Origin of the sequence: Ochrobactrum sp. BTU1 (genome assembly GCA_018798825.1) — a bacterium.
Taxonomy (GTDB): Bacteria; Pseudomonadota; Alphaproteobacteria; order Rhizobiales; family Rhizobiaceae; genus Brucella.
On sequence record CP076356.1, the window covers coordinates 609,697 to 625,218 of the forward strand.

Sequence of the window (15,522 nt, forward strand, 5' to 3'; positions counted from 1 at the left end):
GCTCAATTCTAGGTCGCTACGCAACGCCCCTGAGTTAAATGGTATCCTAGCAAATGCGATCATACCTAGGAATACGATCGAGTAGCAGAGCCCCGAAACCATTTATGGATATAAAAACATCTTTCAGGCAGAAACAACCCGACTGTCGCTCAACAGTCCCGCCTCGTCTAATATCGGGTGCGCAACCGATACAACATGCGCGTTGATGCGTTTTAAATCGCGCAACATGTCCAAATGGATAGAACTTGACCGAAGACTTTCGACTTTTCCATCACGAAGTCTCGCAAGATGCTGTTCTGAAGAAAACTTCTCCATCCGCCGCACTTCAATCTTAATCTCCATCAGACGCTTTGCGAGATCAAAATCCCTCGTTGCAATAATGGTCTGAGCCGCACGAAGATTGTCAATCGTCAACTCGAAAAGCCGCGAAAGTTCGCCAAAACCATCCTCTGAGAATTTAAGACCAAGTGCGGCCTTCTTGGCCAAAGCTGGCACCAGGCTCTTCTCGATAATGTCGCCAATATGTTCAAGATTGACCGCGTAATCGATGATCTCAACTGACCTTCGGTCATTTTCCTCGCTTAGTTTCTGACGGCCGAGCTGCGATAAATAGACCTTCACTTCCTGATGTAGAAAATCAACACGCTGTTCGAGCGCTGAAATTGCAGCAGCAGCCGAAGGATCATTGCTATGAAATGCCGATGATAGCCGCATCAGCATACGTTCAATCAAATCTCCTATACTCAGAACCTCGCGCGTTGCGCTCGCCAGCGCGATAACCGGAGTGGAGAGTTCCTGAACATCAAGAAAGCTTGGGGCTGTTTCATTCTGTTGTGGCTCTGGAACAAGCCTCACCATTAGCTTTGACACTAGGCTCGACAAAGGCCACGCCAAAACCGCCAGCGCAATATTGAACGCCAAATGCGCATCCACCGGAAGTTTTGCCGGAGAAAATGACGCGGCTGCGGCAAGATCTGCCCCGTACTGAGCAAATGGAAGGGCTATCAAACACCCGGCGGCCCGAACAATCAGATTTCCCAGTGTAACCCGTTTTGCAGAAGCCCCAGCTTCCATTGAAGCAAGAACAGGCGGCACGGCACCACCAAGGTTAGCGCCGAGCACAAGAACAATGATCAGAGCGGGCGGCAAAACACCGGTTGCAGCAAGAGAAAGGATGAGCACAACGGCTGCAAGACTTGACGAAGAAATAAATGCGATCGCGGCGGCGAAAAGAAGCGCGACAGGCCAGGCATTGTCTAGCATGGCGACGAAACTTGCCACGGCCGGAGAGTGGCGAACGGGTTCGGTAGCCATACTAAGCAGATGCAGTGAAAGCAGCATCAATCCGATACCTGTGAGCATGGCTCCAATGCCGCGGCGGTTGCCAGTCCCCTTCTTCGACATGATCATGCCAGTGAGGATGAGGAGAGGCGATAGCCATTCTATACCTGTCGCGACGATCCAAGCCGTGACAGCCGTCCCGACATTCGCTCCCAGCAGAACAATCTGAGCCATATTTTGCTGAATAAATTCACGTTCCACGAACGATGCAACCATGAGCGCAGTCGCTGTGGAACTTTGAAGGCCGATGGTTGCGACAAAACCCGCGACAAACGAGCGGGGTCCGGTGCTTGTTCCTCTCGCAAGACCTGCACGCAGATTGGCCCCAAAAGCACGCTGGACACCATCCTTAACCTGCGCAAGACCGAACAGTAAAAGTGCAACCGCACCGCACAAGTTAATGATGATAATCGTGGATTCCATAAACCAGCTCCGACAGCCCTTGTCATTCAGACTGTTCGCTCAAAATTCGCCTGGGTTCGAACACTCAATCTTGCTTGATGCCAGCCAGATTTTGGGGAGCAAGCATTGTCTCGCCGAACCAGTTCAAACGGTTAATGCAAACATTCCCCCGGTCGATCAGGTCGTTGTCGTCACCGGCATGCGCCGCATGGGCTCGGCCGCGTGGGATTATGATTTCGGTGTTCGGTCCAGCGTTCGAAAGCACTTCTGCGCGCGTCCCAATTTTATCACGACCGATACTTGGCTGTACGATCTGTGCCGGCAGCACCTCAGGCAGATTTACACTCAACCAATGCCCTTCCAGAAAAATCGCTTCACGCTGCTCAATTATCCGGCGAACGAAATCTGCAAGCCATTTGATGTCGCTTTCTTTTTCCAAAGCCAGTTTAACGCGGGAAAACCCGATCGCCGGAATACCCCAAAAAGTGGCCTCACGCGCGATGCCCAAGGTCCCAGAATAGGCAAGATCCTCAGCGACATTGCGACCATCATTGATGCCGGACAGAACAAGATCGGGTGTCTTCTGTCCGTCAAAGAGCCAGCTCATTGCAGTAACGATACAATCTGCTGGCGTGCCTGAACAAGCGTATCGGCGCTCTGCGCGCTCAACCATCATAAGCGGTCGCCCGATTGTAATGGATGCTCCCGCGGCGGTCCGCTTACCGTCAGGTGCCACAACCCACACATCGTCACTGAGGTGTTCAGCGACACTAATGAGCCGAGCAAGCCCTGGTGCATCAAATCCGTCATCATTTGCGACAAGAATTCTCATTTCATCTCCATTCAGATCGATAGCTGCGAACCCGACATTGCAGTGGTAACGAGGGTCGTTAGATAAGGCTTTAGTTCTTCAAGTTTGTCGGGCGTACAGGAATGACCAAGCGCAAGGGGCTTGCCGGCATCCCGCCAAAGCTCGAAGTTTTCGGATAGGGTTGGATGGGTGGGAAGGCGGATCCACGTTGCAAGCTTTTTTTCGAGCATCGCCTGCGCCGGGGTGTTGTCCGGTACGTGACCGGTTAGAAGTACAGGCGCACCTTCGCTCACAGCTTGCCGCAAGGATTCTATGGATGGACCCGCACTGCCCATGCCGTCGAATGTCATCAACGGACAGTCCGGTAAAAGGGTTCCTTCATGCCAGTCGGCTGCGCCAGCAAGTTTCGCACGTAAGTTTCGCGCAGTTTCAATTGAAACTGCATCATGAACTTCAATCTGCGCCATCAGCGACGCACGCATGTCTTGATGGATTGCGAAAGGCCCAGGCAAGATCGCCATAAGTTCCAAAGGTTTTCCGGATAACGGCACCGGGATCACCAGCTTACCGCTGTGATCCTTGATGAAGTCTGCAATCTGTCCAATGCGATCCTTGGCGGAGATCGGGTCGCCGCCGTAAGAAGCGTCCAAAATCACAATGTCACATTGAGGCAGCGGATCCATCACAAACACTTCACTGTTTGGAACAACATCCGCACAATAGACAGCACGCTTTGACGCCGTTGTGATTGAAAACCAGACTCCACCTGCAACATGTCCAGACCGACCCGAAGAAACTTCACTCCCACCAATCTGGATGGTTTCTCCTGGCTTGAAGATTTCGATGGCTGCTCCTTTGAGGGGATGCGTCTGCTGATGAGAGGGATCGGCATATTGGCGAAGCATGCCTTCGGCGTCATCGAATGTTTCGCGCGTCATGTAGAACGTACCTTGAAAACCTGACGCACGAAGCCAGCTCAAAGCTCCTATATGGTCTTCATGAGCGTGGGAAATGAATACGGCGTCCAGTCTCGCAACGTCGTGTTCAGCAATTGCAGGGTAGTAGTCCCGCCCTTTGGCGCCCACCTTGATACCCGCATCGAAGAGAAGACGGGAACCACTGCTGATACCAACGCTGGTTCGGCCCTTTTCTCCAAACCCCCCATAGAGATCGATAAGCATTATCTCGTCGCCCCTTGTGGAATGACCCAGCCCGAATTGATGCCGATATGGATCGTTTCGCCTTCCTGTGCGCCGGCAACATCTGCAAGATCGAATGTCAATTCCGTTGCCGGATGACTGACCGGATATGCTTCAATACGAGCACCGCCTCCCCTGTAGATCCGTCGCCGCACTTTGAGTTCAATACCTTTGTCTTGGCGCAGCTCTATATTCTGTGACCGTATACAGATTTTCGCATTCTCACTCGTTGTCTGCCCCGCAGCACAGCGCATGACCGCCTTTTGCCCAAACACTTCGACCGCACAGTGGCCATCACTTTCAGCACTGACAACTTGAGCCGGTAGCACCATGCCATTGGCAATGAACGAGGCAACCATTTCATTCTGGGGTCGTTCATAAAGCTCACGCGGGGTCGCAAACTGAATGAGCTTACCTTTGTCCATAACTGCAATCCGGTCGGCCAATGCCATGGCTTCAGCTTGATCATGGGTGATATAGACGATCGTCGTTCCTGTCCGCTTGTGGAACGACGCAAACTCATCCTCCATCGACGCGCGCAAATGCACATCCAAATTTGCCAACGGTTCGTCAAACAAGACCAAGGAAGGTGCTGCAACCAAACATCGTGCCAGCGCCACGCGTTGACGCTGACCACCCGATAGATTAGCGGGCCGCCTGTCACCAAGACCTGTCAAATCAACCAGGGCAAGCGCTTCTGTTACACGGCGGTCAAGTTCAGGCTTTGCAACTCGCGCGACGCGAAGACTGTAACCGACATTTTCGGCCACCGTCATATGTGGCCAAAGTGCATAGTTCTGAAAGACAATGCCAACCCGACGGTTTTCAGGCGCGACATGCATGTCATTTCCAGACAAGACCTTATCGCCAACAAGAATTGAGCCGCTGGTGATTTTCTCAAATCCTGCAATCGCACGCAACAACGTGGTTTTTCCGCAACCCGAAGGTCCCAGAACAGCGACGAATTCACCATTCTTAATTTCAAGCGTCACATCGGAAAGCGCGTCGAAGTTTCCAAAGTTCTTTGTGACATTCTTAATATTCAGTCCCGCCATGGCAATACTCCATCAGGCAGACGCCGCGCGAATAGGTTCGTCGACAGCATGAGAAAAATCGTGACCAATATCGTTACAATCGATGTGGCAGCGGCATATGTGGAATCGCCCCCCTGTTCGAACGAAAAGATGACGACACCAATCGTTTCAGAACCGGACGCCCATAATAAAGCGGAGACCGTCAGTTCACTAAACGCAGTCAAAAAGATGAGAACGCCACCCGCCAACGTCGCAGGCGCGACAAGAGGAAAGATGATTGTTCGCAAGCGCATGAATAGACTGGCACCCGCCACCTGCGCTGCTTCTTCCAAAGACCGGTCGATCTGATGAAGTCCGCTCACGGTAGGTCGTAAAGCAAGGACGAAAAACCGGGCGAGATAGGCGTAAAGAATGATCCAGACCGTATTGTAGATGTGAAAGCCAAACAGCGGCAACGGCTTCAAAAACAGCAATAGCGAGGCAATTGCCATAACCACACCTGGCAAAGCGTAAGGCAGCTCCGCGGTCAGATTGAACAGTCTGGTCCACCACCTTTTACGCCACGTCGTGATGTAGGCCAACGGAACAGCAATCAGCACAGCAAAGAACGAAGCCGCAAGAGAGAGGCCAAAGCTATTCAGAAATGCCCGCTTTGTTGCCGCGTGTTCGAAGAGTATGAACTTATAGTTCGACAGCGTTACCGTCTGCCAAGTCAACGGTGTACCGTAAGCGCTCACCAGCGATGTGAGAGCGAGTCCAAAGATCGGCAACCCGAGCACAGCCACGACGAGCAACAACATCACAACTTCAATCCATATCCGCCAGCCTCCCAGCTCGAATGGGCTGGCTGGAAGCGATGTCGAAGCAATGCGGTAATCACGCCAACGCGAGACATATTCCTGCGCAACGATCCCAGCAATCGCAATAATGCCGATCAGGGTCGACAAGGTTGCAACATCGCTCAAAACCGCAGGCCCACCACCGCTAAGCCGCTGGTAGATCAATGTGGGAAGCACAAGATAATTTGCAGGAATGCCAAGAAACGCGGGGATACCAAAATTGCCGACACAAGACACAAATGTGAGTGCAGTGGCTCCAATGATCGACGGCACCATCAAAGGAATGATGACAGTCCTAAGGACGGTCATCTTCTTTGCCCCACTACTCAACGCCGCTTCAATAAGCTCACGTGGCAGCTTACGCAGCCCCGCCCGTACGATGAGAAACACGAGCGGTCCGTATTGCACACCAAGAAGGGCAATAATACCAGTGGATGAATAAAGGGGATTACGCGATCCAAGTGGCGGAGCCATGCCGATCATTTTTAGAAAAGGACTGGCCGGGCCAAACAGCTGGAGCCAAGCAAGCGCCGTCACCTGCGGCGCAATCAAAAGCGGCGTTACATATAGAAATATGAAGACCGCACGTCCGCGAATATCGGTCAGGCTCACAAGCAAAGCGACAGATGTTCCCAAGACAACAGCGACAAGGGTACCGAAAATGCCGACATAGAGCGAATTCCAGGTCGCGGTCCATGTGGCTGGAGAGTTGAAAACTCGTCCCATCGCTTCAATTGCTGTACCCTGTGCGGGAACTGCAACCTCAAAAAGTAGTCGCCCCATCGGGAGAAGCGAAAGCAAAGAAACGACAATAATCGTCACTGCGATCAGAGCCTTGTCCCGGCCCTGACCGCTGGTCTCAGCTATTTTCTGCATATGTCTCTCGGTCCTAGCCGCCAAACATTTCTGTGAAGCGCGATTTGTCCGCGTCCGTATTCTTGAGGACCTTCTGCGTGTCTATCGGCATAATTTTTACATTCAGTCCATCCGGCAACCATGCCGGTTTGCCAACAGAGGCTTTGGCTGGGAGATAGCCCTGTTTAAGCGCAAGTTCCTGGCCCGCATCAGACAGGATGAAGCGGATGAACTTCTTGGCATCCTCAGCATTTTTGCTTGATGACATGATTGCAACGGGTTCGGTTACCGCAGGGACACCCTCTTCGGGAAAGACAAACTCTACCGGAGAGCCTTTCGCTTTCGCGTTGAGTGCCATGAAGTCAACAAGAATTCCGTAGGGCTTCTCGCCACTGGCAATAGATTTGAGGACCGCGCCATTACCTCGCACACTGACGACTTCGTTAGCCTTAAGGGCGTCGAAAAACTTCCAACCGAGACCATCACTGGCAACAAACCCACTTAAGAGGAATGCTGCGGCCCCTGAATATAGCGGGCTCGGCATGACAACCATGCCCTTGTATTCGGGCTTCTCAAGATCCGCCCAATGTTGCGGCTTCTCAGTTGCGGCAGAATTATATGCGATCCCAGTGGTAATTAACTTGCTGCCGAAATAATACTTCTCTGGGTCAAATGAACCAGGTTCGAAGCCTTCGACGCTGGCTTCAGAAAACTGCATCAACCGTTTATCGGCTTTCAAACTTTCCATGCTAACAGCGTCGGCGATCAGGAGCACATCTGCCTGTGGCGCGCCAGCTGAGAATTCAGCGGCGAGTTTGCTCATGATATCGCTTGTTCCAGAACGATAGACCTGAACATCTACATCTGGATTTAGCTTTCGGAATTCCTCAACAGTCCGCGCTGCATCTGCGTCAGGTTGCGACGTATAAAGCGTAAGCGTTCCAGCGAAAGCCGTCCCCGCCAACATGAGACCTGCAAAACCGGCCGTGAGGATACTCATCCCCAACGTTATTTTCTTCATTTTATCCTCCCATAGAAACGGCCGTTAGACGGCGTTCCTGTTCCTCCCTTTAACGGGACATTGTTCACGTCCTCGCCACCCATATTAATGTTCATTTGTTCTTTGTCAAATACATTTGAACAGTTGACGACAGGGGGCCAGTTTTTGCTATAGATCGTTTGGAACGAAAGAAACCGGGGAGCTGAAGTGAAAATGGCAGAAAAAAACTGGCCACTGAGGTCCTCCGATCTCAAAGTAAAAACAGTCTGGCTCTACTATGTCGAGGGCATGACGCAGGAGCAAATTGCTGAGAAGCTCGGCGTCAGTCGGGTCAAGGTCATGCGTACGCTTGCGGCTGCTACAACGGAAGGCATCGTTGTGACGCGTATCAATGCAGCGACGGCGCAACAAATCGAGCTTGAGCGTCGGCTCGAAGAAAAGTGGGGACTGGCCTCAGCGATTGTCGTACCCACACCAGAAAATGGCGAGAATTTGGAAAAAGCGCTCGGAAATGCTGTCGCCTCTTATCTCGACCAAGAAATGCAGGACGGAATGACGCTCGCCATCGGGGGCGGCGCAACGCTTTATGCCAGCGTCCAATTCCTTGAACGCCGCAAACTTAACGACGCATCCGTCGTAGCCCTCGTCGGAAGCCTTCCGCATTCAAGATGGATCAATCCATCCGTGGTTGCAGCGAGGGTCGCGGAAGTGTACGAGGTCGACAGTTATCAGATCACTGCGCCAGTGATCGTAGACGAACATGGCCTTCGCGACCTGCTCTGGCGACAAACTGAACTTCGCAGTCTCGAGCAGCGCGCTGCCCGAGCGGATATAGCCCTTCTAACCGTCGGTGAAGTGTCTGAAGACGCAACAATCTTCCGACATGGCATCGTGCCGTCCGAACTCATCAAGCCACTGCGCGCATCTGGTGCGGTAGCCAATATCCTGTGTTACTTTGTGGATGAAAATGGGAAGCTCGTCGATCATGAGATCAACCAGCGCGTGATGTCGATCGATCTGGACACGGTGGCAGCCATTGCACGGGTCGTTCTTGCTGCGGGGGGGAAGTCCAAGGTCGCTGCAATGAAAGCCGCACTTAAAATCGTACCCGCCAGCGTGCTTATTACTGACAGTCAGACAGCCGTAGCCCTCCTTGAAGACTAACGGCCATACCTCACATGTCCGGCCAATTGCCTGAAGGAATATGGCTAGACTTTGCGACTACGTAAAAAATCGACGAGTCCCACATGGGTAATTGCCTCAAACTCCTGGGTCGCCTTTTCGAACCGTTGCTGCTGGGCCTGCATCATCAGCAAGACGGCACGCATCTCCGAAGAAACGCCAAAACGTTCCCAGCGTTTGGCTACATGTAGCGGAATACCGGCAGCGCCACAAAAATCAGACACACTGGCATATCCAAGTTCGACCAGAAGCGCTCTCAAATCTGATCCAGTCATCCGATCTTCGATCGCATGGTCGTGAAAACGCTCTGCAACAAGCTGAATATCTCTTGGTGAAGATTCGGCGAGTCTGTTTAATATTCCCCCGACCTCAGTCAGTAGTTTTGACAATTTTCTTTCTCCTCAGCATGCGGCAGAGCTTACCCGGCTCTAGGTGCGTGCTGTGAGCATCGGTTGATTGGTGTCATTAAGCAAGCAATTTCCGGATAAAGGTTAGGCTTTGCCACTCAATCATGAAAACACGCCAAAGGAATAACAGTTTTGCCTGATGAGCAAAGTTGCGGACGGCTGCGTCTTGGATTTCTTCTCGAACTCACCCCTGAGCAGCAGGACGTGTATAGGCTATAGGTTTGTACAAGAATATTTATGTAATTTTGCAGCTATTTTGGAATTGTTGCGACCGGCTTCGCTGCTTCGCAGCAAAGCCGGGTTTGTTGTAACAGAACTCAAATCATTCTTTATGAAGCTGCTCATACGCAACGCTGTAGTTTTTACCGGTTCGTTCGATCCGCGCGAAACCGAGTTCGCCAAGGTGCATTCCCGCAATCAGCAGATGTTCCGAACTGGCAAAGTCCAGCAGCCTCGTTCGTGTCTCAGCAGCGAGGTGTGCATCCTGGTCGAACGCAATTGACACGACAGGGCGCGGAATCTGAATCTCCGGAAAATGAACAATATCTCCCCAGACAAGCAAGTTCTGACAACCAGATTCTAAACGATAGCCAGTGTGTCCGGCGGTGTGGCCCGGAAGCGGCACCGCCGTCATGCCGGGAAGCACCTCACCGGCATCGAAGGTGCGCAGCCGCTCGCGATATCCGTCGAATGCCTGACGGGCCGCGAGAAAATTGCCACGGACGCGCTCCGGAGCACGATTCAGATTCCCGTCATCCTGCCAGAAGGCGACTTCCCGATGGTGAACGACAAGCTCCGCGTTCGCAAAGACGGCTCCTTCTGACGCGTCCATCAGACCCCCGATATGATCGGGATGGGCATGCGTCAACAGGATCGCGTCGATCTCTGAGGGCTGGATGCCCGCGAGCAGCAAATTGGCCTTCAATCGGCCGCCGCATTGCTTGAAGCCGCCAGCACCCGCGTCGATCAGAACCGTGCGGCCACCTCCGCGCACCAGATAGCAATTAATATGGATCGAGTTGCGATCCGCTATCCCTGCTTTTCGCTGCATGCGGGAGGCATCGCCCGGATCAATATTCGCAAGCAAATCGAAACTGGCCTCGAGATAACCGTCGCTCACGGCGGTGATCGTTAATTCACCGACCTGTTGGTTGGGTAATGTAAGACTAGACATGGTTCTTCTCCAGGCATCAGCTAATTTCGCGCGTGGATGCTCGACGCTTCGTAGCCAAAGCAGCGGATGCGCGCGGTGAGGTCGGTGTTACGTCGTATGGCGTCGTCCAACCGTTTTATGAACTGCGCCATGACTAAGGACGTCCGAAATGGCCCAAGTCGGTATTGGATTTCTGCGAAGGCCGGGCGCCCTCGACCGTGCCGGACAGGGACATAGATGATATGCACATTCTCCAATGCGGCTCGGAGAATGCCGGTACAAAGTTCGGTGCATTGCTCCGTGAGGTCTGCAAGGGTTTCGTCCGGCGGCATCCTGTCTGCGGGAATGAAGATTGTGACATTGGGCATCGGTGCTAGCCCGCCTTTGCCAAAGCGGCGTTGCGGTCATTCGTCAACTGCGCTGTCATAGGGGCATAGGCATGAACGCCTTGCGGCAGATGCTCGATGCCAGGCGCAACGCTGTGCTCCACCTTGGCAAGCCAGCGGTATTCCGGAAACTTCTCCATAGCGACTGCATGCATCGCACACGGAGTGAGACCCAGCCGGATCAAAGGTTCGGGGCCTTCTGCGCTCATCGCCAGATATTCACCCTCACCAATGGCTGGCGCGCGCTCGACGCCGCCATAGAGGTTCCGGTGCCAATCGGTGATGTGCCGCTGCCAGCGCGCGAAATTACCACCGCCCTTCCGGCGATATTCGTCGCCCGTCAAAATATCGAGGCCCTCAATCGAATGAAGGGCAAGATAGACAGGACATCCACCGCTTAGCGCTTTGAAACGCTGCGAGGTTTGGAAACCGCTCACCGAAATGAGGGCTGGCAGCTTCTCCTTGCTGTAAAAGTCGTTCCATTCTTCTTCGCTGGCCGGATCGGCAAAGCTACATTCCACCGTATAGATCATTATCGCATCGCCTTTTGCCGGAAGACTGCTGCTTCCAGTCTTGTTATTCATTGATATTTCATCACTATAATCCGAACAGGATCGCTGTTATATCGACAATGGGTCATGCTTCAGTGATCTAATATCAAGGTGGCGGTGACAGAATGCTGAACCGTCATGTCGGGAGCCCTCATGCGCCGCAAGATTCCCAGCAATTCCGCACTCATTGCGTTTGAGGCTTCGGCTCGTCATGGCAGCTTCGCTCGTGCCGCTGACGAACTGGCCGTCACCGAAGGTGCGATCAGCCGCCAGATCGGCCGGCTAGAAACATTCCTCGGTGTCACACTGTTCCAGCGGGTCGGCAATCGCGTTCGGTTACGGCCGAACGGAGAGCGTTATGCGCTTCAGGTTCGTGAGACGCTGGACAGGTTGGAACGAGACAGCCAATATCTGATAGGACAGCCACGCGACGGCGCGAGCCTCGACATCGCAACCATCCCGACCTTTGCAACGCGCTGGCTTATTCCACGATTGGTACGGTTTCGCGAAATGCACCCGAACATCACTGTGCATCTTGCAGAACGGTTGGAGCCTTTTGTGCTTGCGGGAAGCGGGTTTGATGCCGCAATCCATTTCGAGCACCCCGCTTGGACTGGGATGAGAACGCAGCGCCTGTTGCGTGAGACGCTGGTGCCAGTCTGCCACCCAGCTCTTGTTAGCAGAAGCAAAGGCTTAGCATCCCTTGATGAATTGCCTCGCCTTCATCGACGGCAAAACCCGGATGCCTGGCAACGCTACGCACAGGAAACGGGGATCGCGCTCACCAATCCAGCAGTTGGCGCGCGTTACGATCTTCACTCGATGCAAATCGAAGCTGCGTTGGCCGGTCTCGGCGTCGCGCTCGTCCCGCGCCTCTATATTGAAACCGAGTTGGCGGAAGGTCGCCTGGTCGCGCCCTGGCCGGACGGCCGGTCGATCTCCAAGACCTTCTGCATCGTCTTGCCGGAGCCGATCCGTTTGAGTGAGGGGCCGGTGCAACTTTTTGCCAATTGGCTTATCGAAGAAGCTCGATCATCCGATCCGATGACAAAGAAGCCATACGTTTGCACGAACCTGTAAGAACGTCCGCTACCTATGTAGGTTTTCTGCTCCATTGCTGTTCCGACCCCATTTACGGCCAAGGATGTATGAATAGCAAATTGCACAGCGATGGAGGTCAAAAAAAGAGGGCCATCGGAAACCGAGGCCCTTTAAATTTAGAAGGTTAAACCTTCAGAGGGGAACAGCTGGACGCGGAAATGGGAGGAACGCGCGTCACAGCTGATGGTCTTATGCCCAAATAATAATCATTTTGCATCTGTTTTTTGCACATCTCAGCTATGATCTACATGCATGGCTGACCCACGCCGGCATGTGACACCGCATTGACGATTTTCGCTTTCAAAGCGTTATCATTCCTTTAGTGCAAATTGTCTTTTTCAGATCGAAAAGACCACCCGCGAGCGAACACAAAACTGCGCAATTGCGAAACTGGTGCGTCAAGTGTGGTGGGCTTATCAGATATACTCCGTCCGCGTCACGACGGCAGCTTTGACTGGTCGAGATCAGGGCAACCCTTCCCTTTCAGCAAGTCATTGAAACGCGGCCAGTCAAGCTGTCCGGTTGCATTCCTCTCATTGATTGATCGTTCTCGTTCTGCATGTGCTCGGCATTTTATCAGCAGTGCATCGACCTGATCTGCAGGTATGGCGACGACGCCATCCGCATCACCTAAAATAAGATCGCCGGGCATCACCTGTAGACCCGCGCATGCGATCGGAACATTCACCTCGCCGGGACCGTCCTTACTTGGGCCGCGATGCACGTTGCCCTTTGCAAAAGCCGGCATTCCCCCCTGCTTCCATTCAGCAACATCCCTCAAGGCTCCATCGATAACGAATCCAGCAATCTTGCGTGCTATTGCCGTGGTTCGCATTAAGCCGCCTATAACCTCTGTCGAAAGATCGCCACCGCCATCGATGACGATAACATCTCCCGGTTCTGCCATCATCATTGCCAGATGCACCATGAGATTGTCGCCGGGCCTGATTTTGACAGTTATAGCGGACCTACCATCGTTACCGCTTCATCGCCATGATAAGCGCGGAGCTCCCTGGCGCCGGTATGACGACCCATACTGTCGCTGGCGTGAGGAACGGGTACAGTACGATAAGCTTCAATCAAATCGCGTGAAAGGGTTGAGACGCGTGGATTGACCGTGAAGCCAGTCGGCCACGTGGATTGCAAGGGCTTCGGATTGAAAGACGTGTTCATGATACCTCAAGCTACAAAAGTGGACGGACGGTGAAGCACGGCAGAATTGACGAGAAGCCGCTCCTCGATTTTGCTCTTGATCAGCATATCGACCACATTTTGTGCAGCGCTGACCGCAACGCTATCGAGTGCCGTATCAGTGCTCCCGCCCATATGCGGTGACATGACAATACCATCGAGAGTTTTAAACGGATGATCGGCAGACAGCGGTTCGCGGGCGAATGTATCGATCCCCGCTCCAGCCAGATGACCTGACCCGGCGGCTTGCGCCAACGCTTCTTCAACGATGAGACCACCGCGCGCTGTATTTATGAGGATTGCACCTTTTTTCATGGCAAGCAGCCGCTCGGTGTTGATCATTCCTGAGTGCCGCAACCGGACGGTCCCAGGAGAACGAAGCGGTCGCCTTTATAAACCTGAGCGCTGACCTGATAAGTCGCCATGATGGACAATTGACCGGCGATGTATTGAACTCGCCTTTACCAATCGAATAGCCGCGCTGTCTGGTTTCTGCAAAATCTTTCTTCAATAACACGGGATCGGTAATTGTATGGCTCGTTACTGGCGCGAGAGGTTTTGCCACAACCGTGCTTTCAAAGCGTTCATTATGGGCAAGAATTGCCTTTCCCATTGCAGAAGAATGTGACGGCGCCCGGCTCCCAAGAGCAGTTACAATTCGCACAGGTTCGGCACTATCAACCCGATCAATATAGACAACGGTTGAAGGATCTTCCGGCGATATCATTCCAAGATGAAGCGTTTCCCCGCATGCTTCCATTAGAGCATGCAGGAAAGGGCGCGCACTTTCGGCGTTTTCGCGGAAATTAACAGCAGCACAGCCAATTTCCCATAGTTTGATGCCAAGGCGGTAACGCTTGCTGATCGGATCCTGCACGACCCAGCCAACGTTTCGAAATGTCGAAAGAAAGTGATGCAATGATGGTTATGGCAAGTCCAGCTCTCGGCTGAGTTCAGTAACGGTCCATTCTCGTTGGCCGTCTGCAAACGCTTCAATGATGGTGACAGCTTTTCTCACAGAACTTAACATTTGCCGCAATCTCCCATCGGATCAACTTTGGTCTGTCGCACCAATATGCGCCTTTACCTCCTTAGTCAGGAACTTGCATAGAGTGCAAACAGAACCTTTGCGATCGCCAATCAAACTTCAAACATATGCCTTGCACTGGGATGCGTTGACCGGTCCTCATTGACAATCAGGCCATCACTTTTCGCGTCGGCATCCAATGCGCGTGTGAGAGCCCACCGACATCGACCTGAGATAGCGCGCGCAAGCCATCAAGACGGTCGTTACCCAATGCGCTACTCCACCCTTCCTTGACGCATTCAGTGCGAAAGCCTAACGCATTTGCCGTTAATGGCAGTGACTTAGCGTGTCGATGACCAACAAGTGGCGATCCCAGAGCACCATGTTAATTAAAGAGAGTGAGCGACGAACCTGAAATAGTTGCGCAAAGTCCCAGTAGGTCGTCAGAGAACGTTTATATCGGACCTTGAGAGTGGCTGTTTACAAAGTCCGAGAATAGGGATAACATTTATCCTTAATAGGCGTTCAGCCTTTGTCGCGGAATGATATCATGATCCTGAAAAGCCAAGTCGAATGGGCACTTCACTGTTGCGCCATTCTCGCAGGTCTCCCTGAGGGGCGATATCTCTCAACAAAGACCTTGGCCGAATTTCATGGTCTTCCGAAGGAATATTTATCAAAAGCGCTGCAGAGCCTATCCCAAGCAGGTCTGGTCCACACAACATTAGGTCCATCGGGCGGATATCGCCTGGCACGCGCTGCGACTGAACTGACGTTTCTCGATATCGTGGAAGCGGTTGAGGGGAAATCACGCACCTTCGTGTGCAACAATATACGTGCCAATAATCCCTGCCGACCAAAGGACTACTGCGAGTCCAAGCCCTGCGCGGTGGCGCGAGTTATGTGGGAGGCCGATGAAGCTTGGCGCCGCACACTCCGCGGTGTGCGGCTTTCCGACCTTACCGAGACATTGTCGAAAGAAATCCCGGCTGAAATCTGGGAAAAGTCCTTCGAGTGGGTATTAGACCGCGCCGGTTGAATGA

At 52.9% G+C, this 15,522-nt stretch carries 15 protein-coding genes and 1 pseudogene; 3 read left to right on the forward strand and 13 right to left on the reverse strand.

Annotated features, from left to right (window positions below):
* Nucleotides 1-123: 123 nt before the first annotated feature.
* The 6 genes from KMS41_21850 to KMS41_21875 form a co-directional block, all read right to left on the reverse strand.
* Complete coding sequence (locus tag KMS41_21850; protein QWK80400.1) at nt 124-1,764, reverse strand: Na/Pi cotransporter family protein; 1,641 nt, start codon at nt 1,762-1,764, stop codon at nt 124-126.
* A gap of 64 nt (nt 1,765-1,828) precedes the next feature.
* Nucleotides 1,829-2,575 (reverse strand): 5'/3'-nucleotidase SurE, encoded by a 747-nt coding sequence (locus tag KMS41_21855; GenBank protein ID QWK80401.1) that lies wholly within the window; start codon nt 2,573-2,575, stop codon nt 1,829-1,831.
* An 11-nt stretch (nt 2,576-2,586) separates the two neighbouring features.
* Nucleotides 2,587-3,735: an MBL fold metallo-hydrolase gene (locus tag KMS41_21860; protein QWK80402.1), complete on the reverse strand. Its 1,149-nt coding sequence runs from the start codon at nt 3,733-3,735 to the stop codon at nt 2,587-2,589.
* Nucleotides 3,735-4,808 (reverse strand): ABC transporter ATP-binding protein, encoded by a 1,074-nt coding sequence (locus tag KMS41_21865; GenBank protein QWK80403.1) that lies wholly within the window; start codon nt 4,806-4,808, stop codon nt 3,735-3,737. The genes KMS41_21860 and KMS41_21865 overlap by 1 nt, the downstream gene beginning before the upstream one ends.
* Complete coding sequence (locus tag KMS41_21870; protein QWK80404.1) at nt 4,796-6,502, reverse strand: iron ABC transporter permease; 1,707 nt, start codon at nt 6,500-6,502, stop codon at nt 4,796-4,798. Before KMS41_21870 ends, KMS41_21865 begins: the two co-directional genes overlap by 13 nt.
* 13 nt (nt 6,503-6,515) lie before the next feature.
* The gene (locus tag KMS41_21875) at nt 6,516-7,481 is read right to left on the reverse strand and encodes an ABC transporter substrate-binding protein (GenBank protein QWK81163.1); all 966 of its coding nucleotides are present in this window, start codon (nt 7,479-7,481) and stop codon (nt 6,516-6,518) included.
* Between the two features lie 213 nt (nt 7,482-7,694).
* Between KMS41_21875 and KMS41_21880 the strand changes: the two genes are divergently transcribed.
* A complete protein-coding gene (locus tag KMS41_21880) occupies nt 7,695-8,645 on the forward strand; it encodes a sugar-binding transcriptional regulator (protein QWK80405.1) in 951 nt (316 codons plus the stop codon).
* 44 nt (nt 8,646-8,689) lie between these two features.
* Here KMS41_21880 and KMS41_21885 read toward each other — a convergent pair whose 3' ends face one another.
* The 3 genes from KMS41_21885 to KMS41_21895 all read right to left on the reverse strand — a co-directional run bounded on the left by KMS41_21885 (nt 8,690) and on the right by KMS41_21895 (nt 11,142).
* The gene (locus KMS41_21885; protein QWK80406.1) at nt 8,690-9,052 is read right to left on the reverse strand and encodes a hypothetical protein; all 363 of its coding nucleotides are present in this window, start codon (nt 9,050-9,052) and stop codon (nt 8,690-8,692) included.
* Nucleotides 9,053-9,392: 340 nt separating this feature from the next.
* The gene (locus KMS41_21890) at nt 9,393-10,244 is read right to left on the reverse strand and encodes an MBL fold metallo-hydrolase (GenBank protein QWK80407.1); all 852 of its coding nucleotides are present in this window, start codon (nt 10,242-10,244) and stop codon (nt 9,393-9,395) included.
* Nucleotides 10,245-10,596: 352 nt separating this feature from the next.
* A complete protein-coding gene (locus KMS41_21895) occupies nt 10,597-11,142 on the reverse strand; it encodes a sugar ABC transporter (GenBank protein ID QWK81164.1) in 546 nt (181 codons plus the stop codon).
* A 171-nt stretch (nt 11,143-11,313) separates the two neighbouring features.
* Here KMS41_21895 and KMS41_21900 point away from each other — a divergent pair, with 171 nt between their 5' ends.
* A complete protein-coding gene (locus tag KMS41_21900; protein QWK80408.1) occupies nt 11,314-12,240 on the forward strand; it encodes a LysR family transcriptional regulator in 927 nt (308 codons plus the stop codon).
* Between the two features lie 457 nt (nt 12,241-12,697).
* On the opposite strand, the pseudogene KMS41_21905 reads toward KMS41_21900, so the two are convergent.
* The 4 genes and pseudogenes from KMS41_21905 to KMS41_21920 all read right to left on the reverse strand — a co-directional run bounded on the left by KMS41_21905 (nt 12,698) and on the right by KMS41_21920 (nt 14,482).
* Nucleotides 12,698-13,434 (reverse strand): annotated as a pseudogene (locus KMS41_21905) (RraA family protein).
* Between the two features lie 6 nt (nt 13,435-13,440).
* Complete coding sequence (locus KMS41_21910; GenBank protein QWK80409.1) at nt 13,441-13,794, reverse strand: hypothetical protein; 354 nt, start codon at nt 13,792-13,794, stop codon at nt 13,441-13,443.
* Nucleotides 13,715-14,329 (reverse strand): hypothetical protein, encoded by a 615-nt coding sequence (locus KMS41_21915; GenBank protein ID QWK80410.1) that lies wholly within the window; start codon nt 14,327-14,329, stop codon nt 13,715-13,717. Before KMS41_21915 ends, KMS41_21910 begins: the two co-directional genes overlap by 80 nt.
* 48 nt (nt 14,330-14,377) lie before the next feature.
* The gene (locus KMS41_21920; protein ID QWK80411.1) at nt 14,378-14,482 is read right to left on the reverse strand and encodes a helix-turn-helix domain-containing protein; all 105 of its coding nucleotides are present in this window, start codon (nt 14,480-14,482) and stop codon (nt 14,378-14,380) included.
* A 547-nt stretch (nt 14,483-15,029) separates the two neighbouring features.
* Here KMS41_21920 and KMS41_21925 point away from each other — a divergent pair.
* Nucleotides 15,030-15,518 (forward strand): Rrf2 family transcriptional regulator, encoded by a 489-nt coding sequence (locus tag KMS41_21925; protein QWK80412.1) that lies wholly within the window; start codon nt 15,030-15,032, stop codon nt 15,516-15,518.
* Nucleotides 15,519-15,522: the final 4 nt, after the last annotated feature.

Coding starts and splice junctions, on each gene's coding strand:
- KMS41_21850 (QWK80400.1), bottom strand. CDS start 1,764: ATGGAATCCACGATTATCATCATTAACTTGTGCGGTGCGGTTGCACTT.
- KMS41_21855 (QWK80401.1), bottom strand. CDS start 2,575: ATGAGAATTCTTGTCGCAAATGATGACGGATTTGATGCACCAGGGCTT.
- KMS41_21860 (QWK80402.1), bottom strand. CDS start 3,735: ATGCTTATCGATCTCTATGGGGGGTTTGGAGAAAAGGGCCGAACCAGC.
- KMS41_21865 (QWK80403.1), bottom strand. CDS start 4,808: ATGGCGGGACTGAATATTAAGAATGTCACAAAGAACTTTGGAAACTTC.
- KMS41_21870 (QWK80404.1), bottom strand. CDS start 6,502: ATGCAGAAAATAGCTGAGACCAGCGGTCAGGGCCGGGACAAGGCTCTG.
- KMS41_21875 (QWK81163.1), bottom strand. CDS start 7,481: ATGAGTATCCTCACGGCCGGTTTTGCAGGTCTCATGTTGGCGGGGACG.
- KMS41_21880 (QWK80405.1), top strand. CDS start 7,695: ATGGCAGAAAAAAACTGGCCACTGAGGTCCTCCGATCTCAAAGTAAAA.
- KMS41_21890 (QWK80407.1), bottom strand. CDS start 10,244: ATGTCTAGTCTTACATTACCCAACCAACAGGTCGGTGAATTAACGATC.
- KMS41_21895 (QWK81164.1), bottom strand. CDS start 11,142: ATGATCTATACGGTGGAATGTAGCTTTGCCGATCCGGCCAGCGAAGAA.
- KMS41_21900 (QWK80408.1), top strand. CDS start 11,314: ATGCGCCGCAAGATTCCCAGCAATTCCGCACTCATTGCGTTTGAGGCT.
- KMS41_21910 (QWK80409.1), bottom strand. CDS start 13,794: ATGATCAACACCGAGCGGCTGCTTGCCATGAAAAAAGGTGCAATCCTC.
- KMS41_21920 (QWK80411.1), bottom strand. CDS start 14,482: ATGTTAAGTTCTGTGAGAAAAGCTGTCACCATCATTGAAGCGTTTGCA.
- KMS41_21925 (QWK80412.1), top strand. CDS start 15,030: ATGATCCTGAAAAGCCAAGTCGAATGGGCACTTCACTGTTGCGCCATT.